General features: G+C 76.0%; 11 protein-coding genes. 4 read left to right on the top strand and 7 right to left on the bottom strand.

The genetic code is table 11. The features are described 5' to 3' along the window. Positions 1-4 precede the first annotated feature (4 nt). From ACZ6ZT_RS27125 to ACZ6ZT_RS27115, 3 genes are read right to left on the bottom strand one after another with little or no spacing between them, the layout of a single operon-like run. The gene (locus tag ACZ6ZT_RS27125; protein ID WP_469722583.1) at positions 5-1,603 is read right to left on the bottom strand and encodes an acyl-CoA carboxylase subunit beta; all 1,599 of its coding nucleotides are present in this window, start codon (positions 1,601-1,603) and stop codon (positions 5-7) included. Then, complete coding sequence (locus tag ACZ6ZT_RS27120; RefSeq protein ID WP_469722581.1) at positions 1,600-3,792, bottom strand: acyclic terpene utilization AtuA family protein; 2,193 nt, start codon at positions 3,790-3,792, stop codon at positions 1,600-1,602. The genes ACZ6ZT_RS27125 and ACZ6ZT_RS27120 overlap by 4 nt, the downstream gene beginning before the upstream one ends. Next, the gene (locus ACZ6ZT_RS27115; RefSeq protein ID WP_469722579.1) at positions 3,792-4,589 is read right to left on the bottom strand and encodes a TIGR03084 family metal-binding protein; all 798 of its coding nucleotides are present in this window, start codon (positions 4,587-4,589) and stop codon (positions 3,792-3,794) included. Before ACZ6ZT_RS27115 ends, ACZ6ZT_RS27120 begins: the two co-directional genes overlap by 1 nt. Positions 4,590-4,939: 350 nt before the next feature. On the opposite strand from ACZ6ZT_RS27115, the gene ACZ6ZT_RS27110 reads away from it, so the two are divergent. Then, on the top strand, positions 4,940-6,553 hold the full coding sequence (locus tag ACZ6ZT_RS27110) for an alpha/beta fold hydrolase (RefSeq protein WP_469722577.1): 1,614 nt from the start codon (positions 4,940-4,942) through the stop codon (positions 6,551-6,553). A 20-nt stretch (positions 6,554-6,573) separates the two neighbouring features. Here ACZ6ZT_RS27110 and ACZ6ZT_RS27105 read toward each other — a convergent pair whose 3' ends face one another. From ACZ6ZT_RS27105 to ACZ6ZT_RS27090, 4 genes are all read right to left on the bottom strand, one after another. Next, the gene (locus ACZ6ZT_RS27105; RefSeq protein ID WP_469722576.1) at positions 6,574-7,161 is read right to left on the bottom strand and encodes an isochorismatase family protein; all 588 of its coding nucleotides are present in this window, start codon (positions 7,159-7,161) and stop codon (positions 6,574-6,576) included. Positions 7,162-7,265: 104 nt separating this feature from the next. Next, the gene (locus ACZ6ZT_RS27100; RefSeq protein ID WP_469722575.1) at positions 7,266-8,255 is read right to left on the bottom strand and encodes a GlxA family transcriptional regulator; all 990 of its coding nucleotides are present in this window, start codon (positions 8,253-8,255) and stop codon (positions 7,266-7,268) included. 534 nt (positions 8,256-8,789) lie between these two features. Further along, entirely contained in the window at positions 8,790-9,743 is a 954-nt protein-coding gene (locus ACZ6ZT_RS27095) for an EamA family transporter (protein WP_469722573.1), read from the bottom strand. Between the two features lie 47 nt (positions 9,744-9,790). Beyond that, complete coding sequence (locus ACZ6ZT_RS27090) at positions 9,791-12,511, bottom strand: FAD-binding and (Fe-S)-binding domain-containing protein (RefSeq protein ID WP_469722572.1); 2,721 nt, start codon at positions 12,509-12,511, stop codon at positions 9,791-9,793. A gap of 85 nt (positions 12,512-12,596) precedes the next feature. On the opposite strand from ACZ6ZT_RS27090, the gene serC reads away from it, so the two are divergent. From serC to ACZ6ZT_RS27075, 3 genes are all read left to right on the top strand, one after another. Further along, on the top strand, positions 12,597-13,715 hold the full coding sequence (gene serC / locus ACZ6ZT_RS27085) for a phosphoserine transaminase (RefSeq protein ID WP_469722571.1): 1,119 nt from the start codon (positions 12,597-12,599) through the stop codon (positions 13,713-13,715). A 341-nt stretch (positions 13,716-14,056) separates the two neighbouring features. After that, positions 14,057-14,809: a hypothetical protein gene (locus ACZ6ZT_RS27080; RefSeq protein WP_469722570.1), complete on the top strand. Its 753-nt coding sequence runs from the start codon at positions 14,057-14,059 to the stop codon at positions 14,807-14,809. Between the two features lie 179 nt (positions 14,810-14,988). After that, positions 14,989-18,114 (top strand): sacsin N-terminal ATP-binding-like domain-containing protein, encoded by a 3,126-nt coding sequence (locus tag ACZ6ZT_RS27075; protein ID WP_469722569.1) that lies wholly within the window; start codon positions 14,989-14,991, stop codon positions 18,112-18,114. Positions 18,115-18,119: the final 5 nt, after the last annotated feature.

Here is an 18,119-nt window from a genome sequence, read left to right as displayed (position 1 = left end):
TCGCTCACATCCGGAAGACGCCGAAGCCGCCACGGGCGCCCTCGACGGGGGCGTTGTGGACGGCCGACAGGCACAGGCCGAGGACGGTACGGGTGTCGCGGGGGTCGATGACCCCGTCGTCGTACAGCCGCCCGGACAGGAACATCGGCAGGGACTCGGACTCGATCTGCGCCTCGACGAAGGCGCGCATCCCGGCGTCCTGTTCCTCGTCGTACGGGAGGCCCTTCGCGGCGGCGGACTGGCGGGAGACGATCGACAGGACGCCGGCGAGCTGGGCGGGGCCCATGACGGCGGACTTGGCGCTGGGCCAGGCGAAGAGGAAGCGGGGCTCGTAGGCGCGGCCGCACATGCCGTAGTGGCCGGCGCCGTAGCTGGCGCCGATGAGGACGGAGAGGTGCGGGACGCGGGAGTTGGAGACCGCGTTGATCATCATCGAGCCGTGTTTGACGATGCCGCCCTGCTCGTACTCCTTGCCCACCATGTAGCCGGTGGTGTTGTGGAGGAAGAGGAGGGGGATGTCGCGCTGGTTGGCGAGCTGGATGAACTGGGCGGCTTTCTGCGACTCGGGGCTGAACAGGACCCCTTGGGCGTTGGCGAGGATGCCGACCGGGTAGCCGTGGAGGGTGGCCCAGCCGGTGACGAGGCTGGTGCCGTAAAGGGGCTTGAACTCGTCGAAGTCGGAGGCGTCGACGATGCGGGCGATGACCTCGCGGGGGTCGAAGGGGGTCTTCAGGTCCGGCGGGACGATGCCGAGGAGTTCCTCGGGGTCGTAGAGGGGCTCGGGGGCCGGGGGCGGGTCCTGGTGCGGCTTGCGGTGGTTGAGGCGGGCGACGATGCGGCGGGCCTGGCGGATGGCGTCGTACTCGTCGAGGGCGTAGTGGTCGGCGAGGCCGGAGGTGCGGGCGTGCATGTCGGCTCCGCCGAGGGATTCGTCGTCGCTCTCCTCGCCGGTGGCCATCTTGACGAGGGGCGGACCGCCGAGGAACACCTTGGAGCGGTCCTTGATCATGACGGTGTGGTCGGACATGCCGGGGATGTACGCGCCTCCGGCGGTGGAGTTGCCGAAGACGACGGCGACGGTGGGGATGCCGTCGGCCGAGAGCCGGGTGATGTCCCGGAAGATCGCGCCGCCCGGGATGAAGATCTCCTTCTGCGAGGGGAGGTCGGCGCCGCCGGACTCGACGAGGCTGACGCAGGGGAGGCGGTTCTGCCGGGCGATCTCGTTGGCCCGCAGCGCCTTCTTGAGGGTCCAGGGGTTGGAGGCGCCGCCGCGGACGGTGGGGTCGTTGGCGGTGATCAGGCACTCGACGCCCGCGACGGTGCCGATGCCGGTGACCATCGAGGCGCCGGTGGGGTAGTCGCTGCCCCACGCCGCGAGGGGGGACAGCTCCAGGAACGGGGTGTCGGGGTCGAGGAGCAGCTCGACGCGCTCGCGGGCGAGGAGCTTGCCGCGGTGCTTGTGGCGGGCCGTGTACTTCTCGCCGCCGCCGGCGAGGGCCTTGGCGTGCTCGGCGTCGAGGGCGGCGAGGCGTTCGAGGGCGGCGGTGCGGGCGGCGGTGTGCTCGGGGGTGGCGGGGTCGACGGTGGTACGGAGCCGGGTCATATCGGGGTCCCCTCCGGGGCGGTGGGCTTCGGGGTGGGGGCTTTGGGGGGCGGGGCGGTCTCCGGGTGGGCTTCGGGGGGTGGGTCCGGGGCCGGATCCGGGGCCGGGTCCGGGGCCAGCTCGGGGGCCGGATCCGGGGTCCGTTCCGGGTTGGCTTCGCGTAGGAGGTGGGTCGGGATGTCCATGTGGCGGGCGCGGAGCCATTCGCCCAGGGCCTTGGCCTGGGGGTCGAAGCGGTGGCCGGCCGCGACGCCGTCGCCGAGGAGACCGGGGACGGTGAAGTTCAGCGCGCGGAGGTTCGGGAGGGTGTGGCGGGTGACCGGGAGGCCGGCGGTCTCGGGGAGCAGGGCCTGGAAGGCCTCCGTCGTGAGGGTGCGGTGCAGCCAGTGCCAGGCGGTGTCGGATGCGGTCCATACGCCGACGTTGGCGTCGCCGCCCTTGTCGCCGCTGCGGGCGCCGGCCACCAGGCCGAGGGGGGCGCGGGTGGTCGGTGGCTCCGGGGTGGGGGTGGCTGTGGGCGTGGGCCCTGCGGGGCTGTCCCCCACCCCGCCCCTTCCCGAAACCGGGGCTGCGCCCCGAACCCCCTCCCGGGGCTCCGCCCCGAACCCCGCCGGGGCTGCGCCCCGGACCCCTTCGGGGGCTCCGCCCCCGGACCCCCGCGCCTCAAACGCCGGCGGGGCTGGAGGGGGTGCGCTCGGCGGGGCCGGGTGGGGCCCGCTCGGCGGGGCTGGATCGATCCCGCTCCGCGAGGTCGGATGGGTGCCGCTCGACGGGGCTGGAGGGAGCCCGCTGGACGGGACCGGATGGGTGCCGCTCGACGGGGCCGGATCGGGCTGGCTCCGCGAGGCCGGTTGGGTGTCGCCCGGCGGGGCTGGATCGGGTCCGCTCGGCCGGGCCGGATCGGCCGGGGCCTGGCGGATGGGGGTTTGGGTGCCGTCTGGGAGGGTGGCTGTGTGGGGGACCCAGGGGGTGGGGATGGTGGTGCTGGTGAAGACGCCGTAGGGCTGGGGTGGGGCCGGCGGGGCGGTGACGTGGAAGCCCGGGTAGCTGGCGAGGGCCAGTTCTATCGCCGCCGACGTCAGGGCGCGGCCGACGCGGTCGGGGGAGGCGTCCCGGACCACCAGGCGCAGCAGGGCGCTGGCCGTTTCCTCGGTGGCGGCGTCGGCGTGGTCGGTGCGGGCCAGGGTCCACTCGGCCGACGCCACCTCCGCGAGGGGTCCGGCCAGCTGTTCCCGTACCAGCGCGGCCTTCGCTTCGATGTCCAGGCCGGTCAGGACGAAGACGACCTCGTTGCGCCAGCCGCCGATGCGGGTCACGCCCACCTTGAGGGTGGGGGGCGGGGGCTCGCCGACGGTTCCGGTGATGCGGACCCGGTCCTCCCCGTCGGGGTGCAGGCGGACGGTGTCCAGGCGGGCCGTGACGTCGGGGCCGAGGTACCGCGCGCCCTGGGTCTCGTACAGCAGTTGCGCGGTGACCGTGCCGCGGGTGACGGCCCCGCCGGTGCCGGGGTGTTTGGTGATCACGGCCGTCCCGTCCTCGGAGACCTCCGCGAGCGGGAAGCCGGGGCGCCGTACGTCGTGGGCGGTGAAGAAGGAGTAGTTGCCCCCGGTGGCCTGGGTCCCGCACTCCAGGACGTGGCCGGCGACGACCGCCCCCGCCAGCCGGTCGTAGTCGTCGGGGGCCCAGTCGAACCACCAGGCGGCCGGCCCGCTGACCAGCGCCGCGTCGGTGACCCGGCCCGTCACCACCACGTCGGCCCCGGCCCGCAGGCAGGCGGTGATCCCGGCGCCGCCGAGGTAGGCGTTGGCGGTGAGCGCGCCCTCCTCGTACGGCATGAGGTCGTCCCCTTCGACGTGCGCGACCGCGACCGGCACGCCCGCCCCGGCCGCCAGCTCCCGGACGGCGCCGGCGAGCGCGGCCGGGTTGAGCCCGCCCGCGTTGGTGACGATCCGTACGCCCTTCTCGTGCGCGAGGCCCAGGCAGTCCTCCAGCTGCCGCAGGAAGGTCTTGGCGTAGCCGAGGCCGGGGTCCTTCAGGCGGTCACGGCCGAGGATCAGCATGGTCAGCTCGGCCAGGTAGTCCCCGGTCAGGACGTCCAGCGGGCCGCCGGTCAGCATCTCGCGCAGGGCCCCCAGCCGGTCCCCGTAGAAGCCGGAGGCGTTGCCGATGCGCAGCGGACGGCGTCCCATCACCCCTCCCGCGGCGCGCGGCCGGGGCCGGCCGGGCCCGCGAAGGCCTGGGCGATGTCCAGCCAGCGGTCGGCGTCGGGGCCGGTGGCGGTGAGGGCGAGGTCGGCGCGGTGGGCGCGCTGGGTGACGAGCAGGCAGAAGTCGAGGGCGGGGCCGGTGACGCGCTGCGCGGCGTCGGCGGGCCCGTACGTCCACACCTCGCGCCCGTCCGGCGCGTCGAGCTCCACCCGGAACTCCCCGCCGGGCAGCGGCAGTCCCCGTACGAGGTACGCGTAGTCCCGGGCCCGTACGCCGATCCGCGCGACGTGCCGCAGCCGGTGGCCCGGGGTCCGGCGGACGCCGAGGGCGTCGGCGACGTCCTGGCCGTGCGCCCAGGTCTCCATCAGGCGGGCGCTGGCCATGGAGGCGGCCTTCATCGGGGGCCCGTACCAGGGGAAACGGGTGTCGGGCGAGGCTTCGGCGAGCGCGGCGTCGAGGGCGCGGCGGCCCTCGCGCCAGCGGGCGAGCAGCTCGGCGGGGTCCAGCCGGGCCCCCTCCTCGGCGCCGTCGTCGACGAACGTGCCGGGGGACTTCAGGGCCTCCTCGGCCTGCTTCGCGAAGCCGTCGGCGTCGGTGAGGGCGAGCAGCGCGGCCCGGTCGGTCCAGTGCAGGTGGGCGATCTGGTGGGCGACGCTCCAGCCGCTCGCGGGCGTGGGCCGCGCCCACTCGGGCTCGGGCAACCCGGCGATCAGCGCGTCGAGTTCCCCGCCCTCCTCCCGTAGATCGGTGAAGACGGCGACGGCGGACGGATCGGGCACGGCGTGCTCCCCTCTCGGCGTGGGGGGAAGCCTGGCAGCCCCGAGGAAAACAATCAAGCGTGCTTGTATGGTTTTTGCCGGGCGCCGGGCGGATCCCGCCACTGTCCTCAACCAGCTTGGGCGGGCGTTGAGTTGACGTTTCCGCGGCCCCACCCGCGGGCCGGCCCGGCGGGGCGGTGGCCGGGTCCGGAGGAATCCGGCCGCGCGTCCGGAAGCGGCGGGAGGTTTGCCGGGGGCGCGTCGATACTGGGGGCTTCTTCCGCTCGCGCAGTCGCATCCGAACACGTCCGTCCGTCCGTATCCGCGGACGCCATCGACGACATCGACATCGACGACGAGGATGAAACGCCGTGTATCCAGCAGCCTTCTCGCTCCATCCCGAACTCGACGCCACCGCCCTCGCGGCCTTCGCCGCCGCGCTGGAGAGCGGTGACACCGCCGGGCTGCCGCCCGCCCGGGCCGCCGAGGTGGGCGCCGTCCGGGAGGTCGCGGTCTTCAGCCGGGGCAAGGTGGCCGGCACCGGCGGGGACCTGCTCGACGCCGCGCTCTGGCGGCACACCGGCTCCGCGCCCCGCCCGGTGGTGGTGATGCCCGCGTCGTGGACGCGGCTCGGCTGGGTGCTGTACGCCGTACAGGCCGGCGTCCTCGCGGCGCGCGGCTACGACGTCCTCGCCTACACCGCCCGCGGGTTCACCGCCTCCGAGGGCCAGGTGGACGCCGCCGGGCCGCTCGACGTCGCCGACGGCAGCCGGGCCCTGGACCACCTGCTGGAGCGCACCGCCGGCCCCGTCACCCGGGTCGGCTTCCTCGGGCACTCGTACGGCGCGGGCATCGCCCTGCTCGTCGCCGCGCACGACCCCCGGGTGGACGCGGTGGCGGCGCTGTCCGGCTGGGGCGACCTCTGCGAGGTGTTCTACGAGAACGCCACCCCGCGCGCCGCCGCCGTCCAGGCCCTGCGCACGGCGGCGGACCGCGCCCGGCTGAGCCGGCGGACCGAGCGGGTGCTGGAGGACGTATCGGCGGGCCGGGCGGCGGCGGAGAACCTGCGGTGGGCGGAGCAGCGCTCCCCCCTCAGCCACGTCAAGGAGCTCAACCTGCGCCGGGTGCCGGTGTTCCTGTCGCACGCCTGGCACGAGACGCTCTTCCCCGTCAACCAGACGCTGAAGCTGTTCGGCGAACTCACCGGCCCCAAGCGGCTCGACCTCTCCCTCGGCGACCACGCCGCCGCCGAGGCCCCCGGGCTGGTGGGGCTGCCGAACCGGATCTGGACCGACGCCCACCGCTGGTTCGACCACCACCTGCGGGACGCCGACAACGGCATCGCCGACGAGGGCCAGGTCCTCGCCGAGGTGATGTGGAGCCGCACCCTCGAACCCCACCCCGCCTGGCACGCCCTCACCCGGCGCACCCGCCGCCTGCACCTCACCGGCGGCGGCGAACTGGCCGACGCGCCCGAGGCGGGCTGGACGGCCGGGGTGGTGTGCGGGGTGGACACCCCGGCCCGGGTCGCCGACGAGCTCGTGCGCTCCGGGTACGCGGAGCTGTCGGGCCGGCCGAAGGTCTACCGGGCCGGCGACATCGACCGTACGGTGGCCGCCGTGTGGGCCGCCGCGCCCGCCCGCGAGACCACCCGGCTGCGGGGCACGCCCCGGCTCCGCGTCACCTACCGGGCCGCGAACCCGGGGTCCTCGTTCGTCGCCTACCTGCTGGACCTGGCGCCCGACGGCTCGGCGCGCCTCGTCTCGCACGCCCCGTACAGCGACCTGGGCTCGGCGCCCGACAGTTTGGTCGGCGCGGACCTCGACCTCCAGGCCACCGCGTACGACGTCCCGCCCGGCCACCGCGTGATGCTGGTGGTGACCGGGCGGGACCCGTTCTACGGCGACGCCAACCGGCCGCGCGCCACGCTGGCGTTCACCTCCCCCGAGCCGACGCCGTCGTACCTGGACCTGCCGCTGGCCTGACCCCGGGTACGGGTCCCGGGTCAGGGGGCGAGGTCGGTGACGGTGGCCGCCACGGGGCCGAAGACGTCGGCGATGGTGGTCAGGGCCGCCCGCTGGAGGGTGGCGGCGGGTACGAGGGTGCCGTCGGGCGCGGCCAGGGAGCGGGTGGCGGTGGCGTCGGCGACGACGGTGGGCCGGAAGCCGAGGTTGAAGGCGCCCTGGGCGGTGAAGGCGACGCACATGTGGGTCATGAAGCCGGCCAGGACGAGGTCGGGTCCGGCGCCCAGGTCGCGCAGCGTCTTCTCCAGCTCGGTGGCGTGGAAGGCGTTGGGCACCTGCTTGACGACCACCGGCTCGCCCTCGGCGGGCGCCACCTCGGGGCTGATGGCGCCGAGTTCGGAGGTGAGGTCGTACCCGGCGTCCACGACGTGGACGACCGGGGTGCCGGCCGCGCGGGCGGCGGCGAGCAGCCGGGCCGCGGCGGCCAGGGCCTCCTCGACGCCGTCGAGGGCCATCACGCCGGTGCGGTAGGTGTTCTGGACGTCGATCAGGACGAGGGTGCTCGCGGCGAGGCGCGGGAGCGTGCTGTCGAGGCCGATGACGTCGCGGAGGGGTGTGGAGGGGGTCATGGGAGGGGTCCTTTCGGGAGGGATCGCTTACGTGGATGGGTGGGTGGGCGAAAGAGGGCATGGCGAAGCCGCGGGGCGGCTTGCGGGTGGGGTGAGGGGGCCGGTCAGGAGGCGGTGCGGAAGCGGCGCCGGTAGGTCGCCGGGGTGGTGCTCAGCTGTTTGCGGAACGCGCGGTGCAGGGTTTCCACCGAGCCCAGGCCGGTGGCCGTCGCGATCCGCTCCAGCGGTTCGTCGGTGGTCTCCAGCAGCCGGCGGGCCGCCTCGACCCGGGCGGCCTCCACGTACGCGGCCGGGCTCGTGCCGGTCTCCTGCCGGAAGACCCGGGCGAAATGGCGTTCGCTCAGGCACATGCGGGCGGCGAGGGCGGCGGCCGACAGGTCGCCGTCGAGGTGCTCGGTGACGAACAGCCTCAGCTCGTCGATGTCCCGGCGGGCCGAGGCGGGGTGGCTCAGGGGCACGCTGAACTGGCTCTGGCCGCCCTGCCGCCTCAGGTACATGACCAGCTGGCGGGCCACGGCCAGCGCGAGTTCCTCGCCGTGGTCCTCGGCGACCAGGGCGAGGGCCAGGTCCATGCAGGTGCTGATGCCGGCGCCGGTCCAGACGCGGCCGGAGCGGACGAAGATCGGATCGGCGTCCACCCGTACCTCCGGGTGGTCGGCGGCGAGCTGCGCGGCGGTGGACCAGTGGGTGGTGGCCCGGCGGCCGTCCAGCAGGCCGGCCGCCGCGAGGACGTGCGCGCCGACGCACACCGAGGCGATCCGGCGGGCGTGCGGGGCGGTGGCCCGGACCCACTCCACGACGGCGGCGTCGACCCGGGCCACCGGGCCGTCGGGGCCGGGCTCCACGGCGCCGGGCACGAGGAGGGTGTCCACCGCGGGCCCGACCTCCGCGAAGGTCAGGTCCGCCAGCAGCCGCACGCCGGCCGAGGTGACGACCGGGCCCGGGGTGGGGCCGGGGGCGGCGAGGCGGACCTCGTAGGCCGCCCCGCCCGCGGTCTCCTGGTTGGCCAGGGCGAAGACCTCGGCCGGGCCGGTGACGTCGAGGAGGTCGACGTCGGGGAAGACCGCGATGACGACGCGGTGGGGAGGGGGCATGCGTCCATGGTCAGGGGGGGTGCCGATGGCCGCAATGACGGCTCTCTGTCACATCCGGACACGAGTCCTTGGCAGGGGCCAGGCCCGTACGGGCGGGGCCCGTCGGGGCCAGGCCCGTACGGGCGGGGCCGAGCGGGGTGGGTGGGCTGGTCGGGGTCGGGCCGGTCGGGGTCGGGCCGCTGCGCGGGGCTGGTCCCCTACCCGCCCTTTCACCGTTTCCCGGGGCTCCGCCCCCGGACCCCGTTCCCAGGGGCTCCGCCCCCGGACCCCCGCGCCTCAAACGCCGGCGGGGCTGGAAGTGGCTGCGAACGCCGGGGCAGGCCGGAAGCGGCTGCGAGCGGGTGGGTCGGGCGGGCCAGGGGGCCGGCCGGGGGGCAGGCCCGGCAGGGCGAGCGGTCCAGCAGGTCTAGCGGGGCGGGTCCGACGGGGTGGGCGGGTCCGGGCAGGGCGGGCGGGTCCGGTGGGGCGGGGCGAGCCCGGTGGGCCGGGCAGGGCGGGCGGCGGGCGGGCCCGGCGGGCGGGCCGACCGGGTCGTTACAGGTTCGGTCCCTGGGCCCTGCGGCCGATCTGGGAGCGGACCGCGCCCATGCTGGCTGCTATCACCAGGGCGATGGCGGCCGCATCGAGCAGGGACATCGCCTGGTGCAGGATCAGGAAGCCGGCGCTTGCCGCGATGGCCGGTTCCAAGCTCATCAGGATCGCGAAGGTGGGGGCCGGGAGGCGGCGCAGGGCGAGCAGTTCCAGGGTGTACGGGAGTACCGAGGACAGCACCGCGACGCCGAGGCCCAGGGCGAGCGTGCTCGGGACCAGGAGGTCCGAGCCCGCCTCGATCGCGCCCAGCGGCAGCGAGATCACGGCCGCCACCGCCATGGCCAGGGCCAGGCCGTCCGCCTGCGGGAAGCGGCGGCCGGTACGGGCGCTGAAGACGATGTACGCGGCCCACATCGCGCCCGCGCCGACGGCGAAGGCCGCGCCCGCCGGGTCCAGGGAGCCGAAGCCGAGGCCGCCCTCGCCGTGCCCGGACAGCAGGACCACTCCGGCCAGGGCGAGTCCCGCCCACAGGAGGTTCACCAGGCGGCGCGAGACGGCCACCGACAGGGCCAGCGGGCCGAGGACCTCCAGGGTGACGGCCGGGCCGAGCGGGATGCGGTCGATGGCCTGGTAGAAGAGGCCGTTCATGCCCGCCATGGCCACGCCGAAGGCGACGACCGTGCCCCAGTCGGAGCGGGTGTAGCCGCGCAGCTTCGGCCGGCACAGGACCAGCAGCACCAGCGCGGCCGCGGCCAGCCGGAGGGTGACCACGCCCGCGGCGCCCGCGCGGGGCATGAGGGTCACCGCGAGGGCCGCCCCGAACTGCACCGACACCCCGGCGGAGACGACGAGCGCGACCGGGCCGAAGCGGGTCCGGGCCGAGGCCGATGCCGAGGCCGGCAGGGTGGGGGCGCCGGTCGTGGTGTCCCGGGAGGGGGCGGGGGAGGGTGCGGGCATATGCCCAGACTACGGGGTGCGTAAGGACCGTTCCTCTGTGTTCTGCCTTACAGCGCCGGCCCCAGACCCTCCGCCAGGAGCTCCGCCAGGTGGCGCGCCCGGGGCCCGGAGGACAGCTGCGCAATCTGCGTGCGGCAGGAGAAGCCGTCGGCGAGGACCGCGGTGCCCGGCCCCGCCGCGCGCAGCGACGGCAGCAGCCGCTCCTCGGCGCACGCCACCGAGACGGCGTGGTGGCCGGGTTCGAAGCCGAAGTTGCCCGCGAGGCCGCAGCAGCCGCCGCTGAGCTCCCCGGTGAGTCCGGCGCGCTCGCGCAGCCGGCGGTCGGCGGCGTCGCCGAGCACGGCGTGCTGGTGGCAGTGGGTCTGCCCGGCGACGGGCCGGTCCAGGCGCGGTGGGGTCCACCGGGGTGCGTACTCCTCCAGGGTCTCCGCGAAGGTGCGGACGGCCGCCGCCAGGCGGGGTGCGCGGGGGTCGTCGGGGAGCAGGCCGGGCAGGTCGGTGCGCAGGGCCGCGGCGCAGCTGGGTTCGAGGACGACCACGGGTCCCCGTACCTCCCCCACCGCGTCCAGGGTGCGCCGCAGCACGGCGCGGGCCCGGTCCAGGCGGCCGGTGGAGACGTAGGTCAGCCCGCAGCACACCCGTCGGGCCGGCACCCCGACACCGAGCCCGGCGTCCTCCAGCACCCGCACCGCCGCCCGCCCGGCCTCGGGGGCCAGGTACTCGGTGAAGGTGTCGGGCCACAGCGTCACCGGGCCCCCGGACCCGGGACGGTCCCGCCCGGCCCGCCGCCACCAGCGGCTGAAGGGTTCCGCCGCCAGCGCGGGCAGCGGCCGCTCCCGGGTCAGGCCGGGGAGGGGGAGCAGGCGGGCGGCCGCGTTCGCGGGGGCCGTCGCGTGCAGGGCGGTGACCAGGCGGAGCCACGCCGGGAGGCCGCCCAGCAGGTAGTGGGAGGCGGGGCGCAGCCGCCCGGCCCAGTGGCGGTGCAGGAACTCCGCCTTGTACGCGGCGACGTCGACGCCCACCGGGCAGTCGCGGCGGCAGCCCTTGCAGCCCAGGCACAGGTCGAGGGCCTCGGCGACCTCCGCAGAGCGCCACCCGTCCGTGATCACCTCCCCGGCGAGCATCTCGTGCAGCAGCCGCGCCCGGCCCCGCGTGGAGTGCCGCTCCTCCCCCGTGACCCGGTACGAGGGGCACATCACCTCCGCCCCGCCGGTCTCCGTGGAGCGGCACTTGGCGACGCCGACGCACTTCGCCACCTCCCCCGCGAACGGCGTCGCCGGCAGCACCGCGAAGCGGAGGTTCTCGTCGAGGCGGGCCGGGCGGACCAACGTGCCGGGGTTCATCCCGCCCGCCGGGTCCCACACGTCCTTGTACGCGGCGAAGAGGGCGATCACCTCGGGCCCGTACATGCGCGGCAGCAGTTCCGCCCGGGCCTGGCCGTCGCCGTGCTCCCCCGACAGGGAGCCGCCGTGGGCCACGACGAGGTCCGCCAGCTCCTCGGAGAACGCCCGGTAGCGGGCCACGCCCGCCGCCGTCACCAGGTCGAAGTCGATCCGGACGTGGACGCAGCCCTCCCCGAAGTGTCCGTACGGGGACCCGCGCAGCCCGTGCGCCGCCAGCAGCGCGCGGAACTCGCGCAGGTACGCGCCCAGCCGCGCGGGCGGTACCGCGCAGTCCTCCCAGCCCGGCCAGGCCATGCTCCCGTCCGGCAGCCGCGTGGCCGTGCCCGCCGCGTCCTCCCGGATCCGCCACAGCGCGCGCTGCCCGGCCGGGTCGGCGACCACCACCGCGTCCAGCGCGTCGGCGGCCCGGACCAGGGCCCGGGCGGCGCCCTCGTCCGGCATCTCCACGAACAGCCAGGCCCCGCCCCTCGGCAGTCCGGCGGCGCCGGGCACCAGGTCCTCGGCCATCCCCTCGACGGTGAGCGGCCCGTACGGCAGCAGCCCGGCGGCGGCCTCGGCGGCCGCGCCCTCGTCGGCGTACCCGAGGACGGCGAGCGCGGGCGCGGCGGGCAGCTCCACGAGCCGCACCACCGCCTCCGTGACCACCCCGAGCGTGCCCTCGGCGCCGCAGAAGGCGCGGGCGAGGTCGGTGCCGCGCTCGGGGAGCAGCGCGTCCAGCCCGCCGTAGCCGGAGATGCGGCGGGAGAAGCCGCCGGCCATCCCCGTACGCAGCACGGCGAGGTTCCCCTCGACGAGTTCCCGCAGGCCCGCCGGGGCGCCCGGCCAGCCGCGCGCGAGGCGGTGCGCGGTGCCCCCGTACGTGGTGACGGCGAGTTCCGCGACGTTGTCGGCGGTGGTGCCCCAGGCCACCGAGTGCGCCCCGCACGCGTTGTTGCCGATCATCCCGCCGAGGGTGCAGCGGGAGTGCGTGGAGGGGTCCGGGCCGAAGGTGAGCCCGTACGGGCGCACGGCGTCCCGCAGCCGGTCCAGGACCAGGCCGGGCTGGACGACGGCGGTGCGCGCGGCCGGATCGACCGACAGCAGGCCGTCCAGGTGCCGGGTGAGGTCGAGGACCACCCCGGTGCCGGTGGCCTGCCCGGCGATGGAGGTGCCGCCGCCGCGCGGTACGACGGGCACCCCGGCCCCGGCGCAGAGCGCGAGCGCGGCGGCGACGTCCTCGGCGTCGCGCGGGGCGACGACCCCGACCGGGACGCGCCGGTAGTTGGAGGCGTCCATGGTCACCAGCGCCCGCGCGGCGGCCCCGAAGTCCACCTCACCGCGCAGGTTCGCCCGCAATGTCCGTTCGAGTGCCCCGGGTGACGTCACGCCGTCCAGCCTGCCACCGCCGGCGTGCGTCTCATCGGGTGGACGCGCCTCCAGAACGCGGCACGGGACCCGATACGCTCCGCTCGTGGCTGAGATCCGGATTCCCGCTGACATCAAGCCCGCCGACGGACGCTTCGGCGCGGGCCCCTCCAAGGTGCGGACCGAGGCGCTGGACGCCCTGGCCGCCACCGGTACCTCCCTGCTCGGAACATCGCACCGCCAGGCCCCGGTCAAGAACCTGGTCGGCTCGGTGCGGCAGGGACTCCGGGACCTCTTCTCCCTCCCCGAGGGCTACGAGGTGATCCTGGGCAACGGCGGCTCCACCGCCTTCTGGGACATCGCGACCGCCGGTCTGATCGAGCGGAAGTCGCAGCACCTCACCTTCGGCGAGTTCTCCTCGAAGTTCGCCAAGGCCGCGAAGCTCGCGCCGTGGCTGGACGAGCCGTCGGTGATCTCCTCCGAGCCGGGCACGCACCCCGAGCCGGCCGCCGAGGCGGGCGTGGACGTGTACGCGTACACGCACAACGAGACCTCGACGGGTGTGGCGGCGCCGATCAAGCGCGTCGCGGGCGCCGACGCCGGTTCCCTCGTCCTGGTGGACGCGACCTCGGGTGCCGGTGGACTTCCGGTGGACATCACCGAGACCGACGTCTACTACTTCGCCCCGCAGAAGTCCTTCGCCTCCGACGGCGGCCTGTGGCTGGCGGCGTTCTCCCCGGCGGCCCTGGAGCGCGCGGCGCGCGTCCACGCGTCCGGGCGGCACATCCCCGAGTTCTTCTCGCTGCCGACGGCGATCGACAACTCGCTGAAGAACCAGACGTACAACACCCCGGCGCTGGCCACCCTCTTCCTGCTGGACCAGCAGCTGGAGTGGATGAACGGCCAGGGCGGCCTGGAGTTCACCACCGGGCGTACGGCGGCCAGCGCGCGCCACCTGTACGGCTGGGCGGAGGCGTCGAAGTACGCCACGCCGTTCGTACGGGACGCCGACAAGCGCTCGGCCGTCATCGGCACGATCGACTTCTCGGACGACATCGACGCGGCGGCGGTCGCCAAGGTGCTGCGCGCCAACGGCATCGTGGACACCGAGCCGTACCGCAAGCTCGGCCGCAACCAGCTGCGCGTCGCGATGTTCCCGGCGGTCGACCCGGCGGACGTGCAGGCGCTGACCGCGTGCGTCGACTACGTGATCGAGCAGCTCTGAGCGAAGCGGGTGCGCGGCTGCTCCGCAGCCGTTCCCCGGAGCCGTTCTCCGCAGCCGTTCCCAGAGCCCCCGGTGACCCCAGGTCGCCGGGGGCTCCGGCGTTCGCGGGCCCGGGCCGCACGGGCCCCGGGCGGGCTCCCGGGGCGGGACTTTGGACCTGAAAATCGGGGCAAAGAACCCCTAAAGGGATGTTCCGCACACCGCGCCTGACCTGCGGTTTCCTCCTCGGGACCTTCGGCGCGGCCCCTCCGCGGGGCCCGGGAGCGGTCGCAACCACGCGCCCCGTATGTCCCTCTTGTCAGGGGTGCCGGAAAAACCCCCGGCCCCTTCAGGAGGAAACCATGCGCAAGGTACTCACCCTCGCCGGAGTCGCCCTGGCCTCGGCGCTGGCCCTCGGCGCCGCCGCCCCCGCCTTCGCCACCGCGGTCGTCCCCGCGGCCGACAGCACCCCCGCGATACGCACCGCCGCCGACATACGGCTGACGCTGCCGTCCGGCCCGGTCAAGCCCGGCGACGCCATCAGCATCGGCGTCTCCGCGCCCGCCGGCTCGAAGGTCAGCGTCTCCTCCGCCGCGCTGGACTCCGTGCTGCTCACCGAGGACAAGGACGGCTGGTCCGGCACCGGGACCGTCGCCCGGGTCCAGGACGGCGGCTACGGCGTCTCCCTCACCGGCACCGGCCCCGACGGCGCCGGGTTCCAGGCCACCGCCCGGCTGAACGTGAACGCGGGCACCCCGACGACGCCGGCCCCGGCGCCGTCCGCCGTCCGGCTCTCCGGTGACTCCGGCCGGCCCGGCGACCGGGTCGCCGTCACCGTCACGACCTCCGAGAAGGACGCGTACGTCTCCTCGCTCGCCTTCACCGGCGGCCGCGTCGCCCTCAAGGGCGACGGCAAGGGCACCTTCACCGGCACCGCGACCGTCGCGGACGGGGTGCGGACCGGCTACTACGGCGTCGACGCCTTCGCGGGCGGCAAGAAGTTCGACACCGTGAAGTTCTCGACGGAGGGCAAGCGCACCGCCACCGTGCAGCCGCACACCGGCCAGGCCCCCGCCGCCGTCGCCGCCCCCGCCGCCAAGGCCCCCCGTGGCTGATCCGCTCCGCCGCCCCGCCCGCCGGAGCGGCCGCACCCGCCGTGCGGCCGCCCTGGCGGGGCGGCCGCTCCCCCGGGCCGCCCACCCGACGGGCACGGCGTAGGGCGCTCCCGGCACGCGATACCTTCAGAGCGTTCGGGGCAGGAGATCATGGCCCAGCACATCTTGGAGGCAGCGGCGTGAACGTGCGAGTGACGGCGGCCCAGAGCGGCGTGGACCCTTTCAGCACGGCCCGGCTGCGGCGCTCGGTGCTGGACGCCTGGGGCGCGGGCCCGGCCCGCTTCCGCGAGGACGCCAACGCCGAGGAGGACCTCGCGCTCGGCGGCTACCGGGACCGGCTCGTCGTCGAGCTGGCCCAGAACGCCGCCGACGCCGCGGCCCGGGCCCGCGTCCCCGGCCGGCTGCGGCTCACCCTGCACCCCGCCGGACCGGACGGCCCCGCGGTGCTCGCCGCCGCCAACACCGGTGCCCCGCTGGACGCGACGGGCGTGGAGTCGCTGAGCACCCTGCGCGCCTCCGCCAAGCGCGAGGAGGCCCAGGACGCCGTCGGCCGCTTCGGCGTCGGCTTCGCCGCCGTCCTCGCCGTCTCCGACGAGCCGGCCGTGCTGGGGCGGCACGGCGGCGTGCGCTGGTCCCTCGCCGAGGCCCGTGAGATGGCCCGCGAGGCCTCCGCCTTCAGCCCCGGGCTCGGGGACGAACTGCGCCGCCGCGACGGCCACGTACCGCTGCTGCGCCTGCCGCTGCCCGCCGAGGGCACCGCCCCCGAGGGCTACGACACCGTGGTGGTCCTGCCGCTGCGCGACAGCGCCGCCGAGGACCTCGTCGAGCGGCTGCTGACCGGCGTGGACGACGCCCTGCTCCTCACCCTGCCCGGCCTGCGCGAGATCGTCGTGGAGACCCCCGCCGACGGCTCCCGCACCCTCTACCGGCGCACCGAGGGCCCGTACACCGTCATCGAGGACTCCGCGTACGGCACCCACCGCTGGCGCACCGTCCGCCACAGCGGCCCCATCGCCCGGGAACTGCTCGCCGACCGGCCCGTCGAGGAGCGGCTGCGGCCCGTCTGGACCGTCACCTGGGCCGTGCCCGTCGACCCCGAGGGCGCGCCCGAACGCCCCCGCACCGCGCCCGTCTTCCACGCCCCGACCCCCACCGACGAGCCGCTGGGCCTGCCCGCCCTGCTCATCGCCTCCCTGCCGCTCGACACCTCGCGCCGCCACCCCGCGCCCGGGCCGCTGACCGACTTCCTCGTGGAGCGCGCGGCGGACGCGTACGCCGAACTCCTCGGCTCCTGGGACCCGGTGAGCACCGCCCTGGTGGACCTCGTACCCGGCCCGCTCGGCCAGGGCGCGCTCGACGGGGCCCTGCGCGCCGCCGTCCTCACCCGGCTGCCCCGCACCGCCTTCCTCGCCCCCGCCGCGCCCCCGGAGACCCCCGAGGAGCGGGCCGCGCTGCGCCCCTTCGAGGCCGAGGTGGTGGAGGGCGCGGGCGCCGAGACCGTACGGGTCCTCGCCGAGGTGCTCCCGACCCTGCTCCCCGCCGGGCTGGAGCGGCGCCCCGAGCTGCGCACCCTCGGGGTGGGCCGGCTGCCGCTCGGTGACGCCATCGAGCGGATCGCCGGCATCGAGCACACCCCCGAGTGGTGGCACCGGCTGTACGACACCCTCGCCGGGGTCGATCCCGACCGGCTGTCCGGGCTGCCGGTGCCGCTCGCCGACGGCCGCACCACGATCGGCCCGCGCCACGTCCTGCTGCCCTCCGAGGACACCCCCGCGACGCTGGCCCGTCTGGGCCTGAAGGTGGCCCACCCGCAGGCCGCGCACCCGCTGCTGGAGAAGCTGGGCGCCCTGCCCGCCACCCCCCGCGCCGTCCTGACGACCCCGCAGGTGCGGGCCGCCGTCGCCGCCTCGCTGGACGCGGGCGAGATCTGGGACGAGGACGCCGACGCCCCCGACGCGGAGGAGCTGGCCGAGGTGGTGCTGACCCTGGTCCGCAGCGCCGGCCTGGCCCCGGGCGACGAGCCCTGGCTGGGCGCGCTGGCCCTGCCCGACGAGGACGGGGAACCGACCCCGGCCGGGGAACTCCTGCTCGCCGGGAGCCCGCTGGCCTCGGTGCTGCGCGAGGACGAGATCCCGTACCTGGACCCCGACTTCGCCGAGCGCTGGGACGCCGACGTGCTGGCCGCCTGCGGGGTGCTGACCGCCTTCCAGCTGGTGCGTGCCACCGACGTGGTCCTCGACCCCGACGAACTGGAGCCGCGCGACGGGGAATTCGCCGAGCCGGACGACGCCGGGCTGCTGGACGCCGTCGACGTGTGGTGCGAGGACCTCCTCGACCAGCTGCCCGAGACCCCGCTGCCGCCGGTGGCCACCGAGCTGATCGCCGTACGCGACCTGGACCTCGTCGACGACGACCGCTGGCCCCAGGCCCTCGCGATGCTCGCCCAGCCCCCGCTGCGCGACGCCCTCACCCAGCCGGTGCGGATCCTGCTCCCGGACGGCACCACCCGCTCGGTGCGCCCGTACACCGCCTGGTGGCTGCGCGACCACCCCGTGCTCGACGGCCGCCGCCCCGCCGGCCTGCGCGCGGCGGGCGGCGACCCGCTGCTGGAAGGCCTCTACACCCCGGCCGACGCCACCGGCTTCGAGGACGAGCAGGTCCTGCGCGCCCTCGGCGTACGCACCACCGTGGCCGCCCTGCTCGACGAGCCCGGCGGCGCGGCCGAGCTCCTGGGCCGGCTCGCCGACCCCGACCACGAGGTGAGCGGCCACCAGCTGCACGGCCTGTACGGGGCCCTGGCCGAACTGGACCCCGAGCAGGTCACCCTCCCCGACGAGCTGCGCGCGGTGGTCGACGGGGAGGTGCTGGTGGTCGACGCGGCCGACGCGGTCATCGCCGACGCCCCCGACCTGCTCCCCCTCACCGCGGGCCTGCCCCTGCTCCCGGTGGCCCCGTCCCGGGCGGCCGACCTGGCCGACCTCCTCCAGGTGCGCCGCCTCTCGGACACCGTCCCGGCGGAGGTGACGACCCCGGGCGAGGAGCACGAGGTCCCGGAACCGGTCCGCGTCCTGCTGGGCCCGGCCACCCCGCGCACCTACCTGGAGCACGAGGAACTGGTCGCGGGCGGCACCGAACTCGACTGGCGCCGCACCCCGGACGGCACCCTGCACGCCGCCACCCTGGAAGGCGTGGCGGCCGGCCTCGCCTGGTCGGCCGGCCAATGGCCCCGCCGCTTCGAAGTGGCCGCCCTCCTGGAGGACCCCTCCCGCACCCCGGAACTGGCCCGCGACCGCTGGTTCGACTGACGGCC

Source organism: Streptomyces sp. NPDC102258 (assembly GCF_055584685.1).
This window is presented reverse-complemented; position numbering and strand designations above follow the sequence as displayed.

Bases quoted from the DNA above. Each gene is read 5' to 3' on its own strand.
- ACZ6ZT_RS27125 (WP_469722583.1), bottom strand. From the start codon at position 1,603: ATGACCCGGCTCCGTACCACCGTCGACCCCGCCACCCCCGAGCACACC.
- ACZ6ZT_RS27120 (WP_469722581.1), bottom strand. From the start codon at position 3,792: ATGGGACGCCGTCCGCTGCGCATCGGCAACGCCTCCGGCTTCTACGGG.
- ACZ6ZT_RS27105 (WP_469722576.1), bottom strand. From the start codon at position 7,161: ATGACCCCCTCCACACCCCTCCGCGACGTCATCGGCCTCGACAGCACG.
- ACZ6ZT_RS27100 (WP_469722575.1), bottom strand. From the start codon at position 8,255: ATGCCCCCTCCCCACCGCGTCGTCATCGCGGTCTTCCCCGACGTCGAC.
- ACZ6ZT_RS27095 (WP_469722573.1), bottom strand. From the start codon at position 9,743: ATGCCCGCACCCTCCCCCGCCCCCTCCCGGGACACCACGACCGGCGCC.
- ACZ6ZT_RS27080 (WP_469722570.1), top strand. From the start codon at position 14,057: ATGCGCAAGGTACTCACCCTCGCCGGAGTCGCCCTGGCCTCGGCGCTG.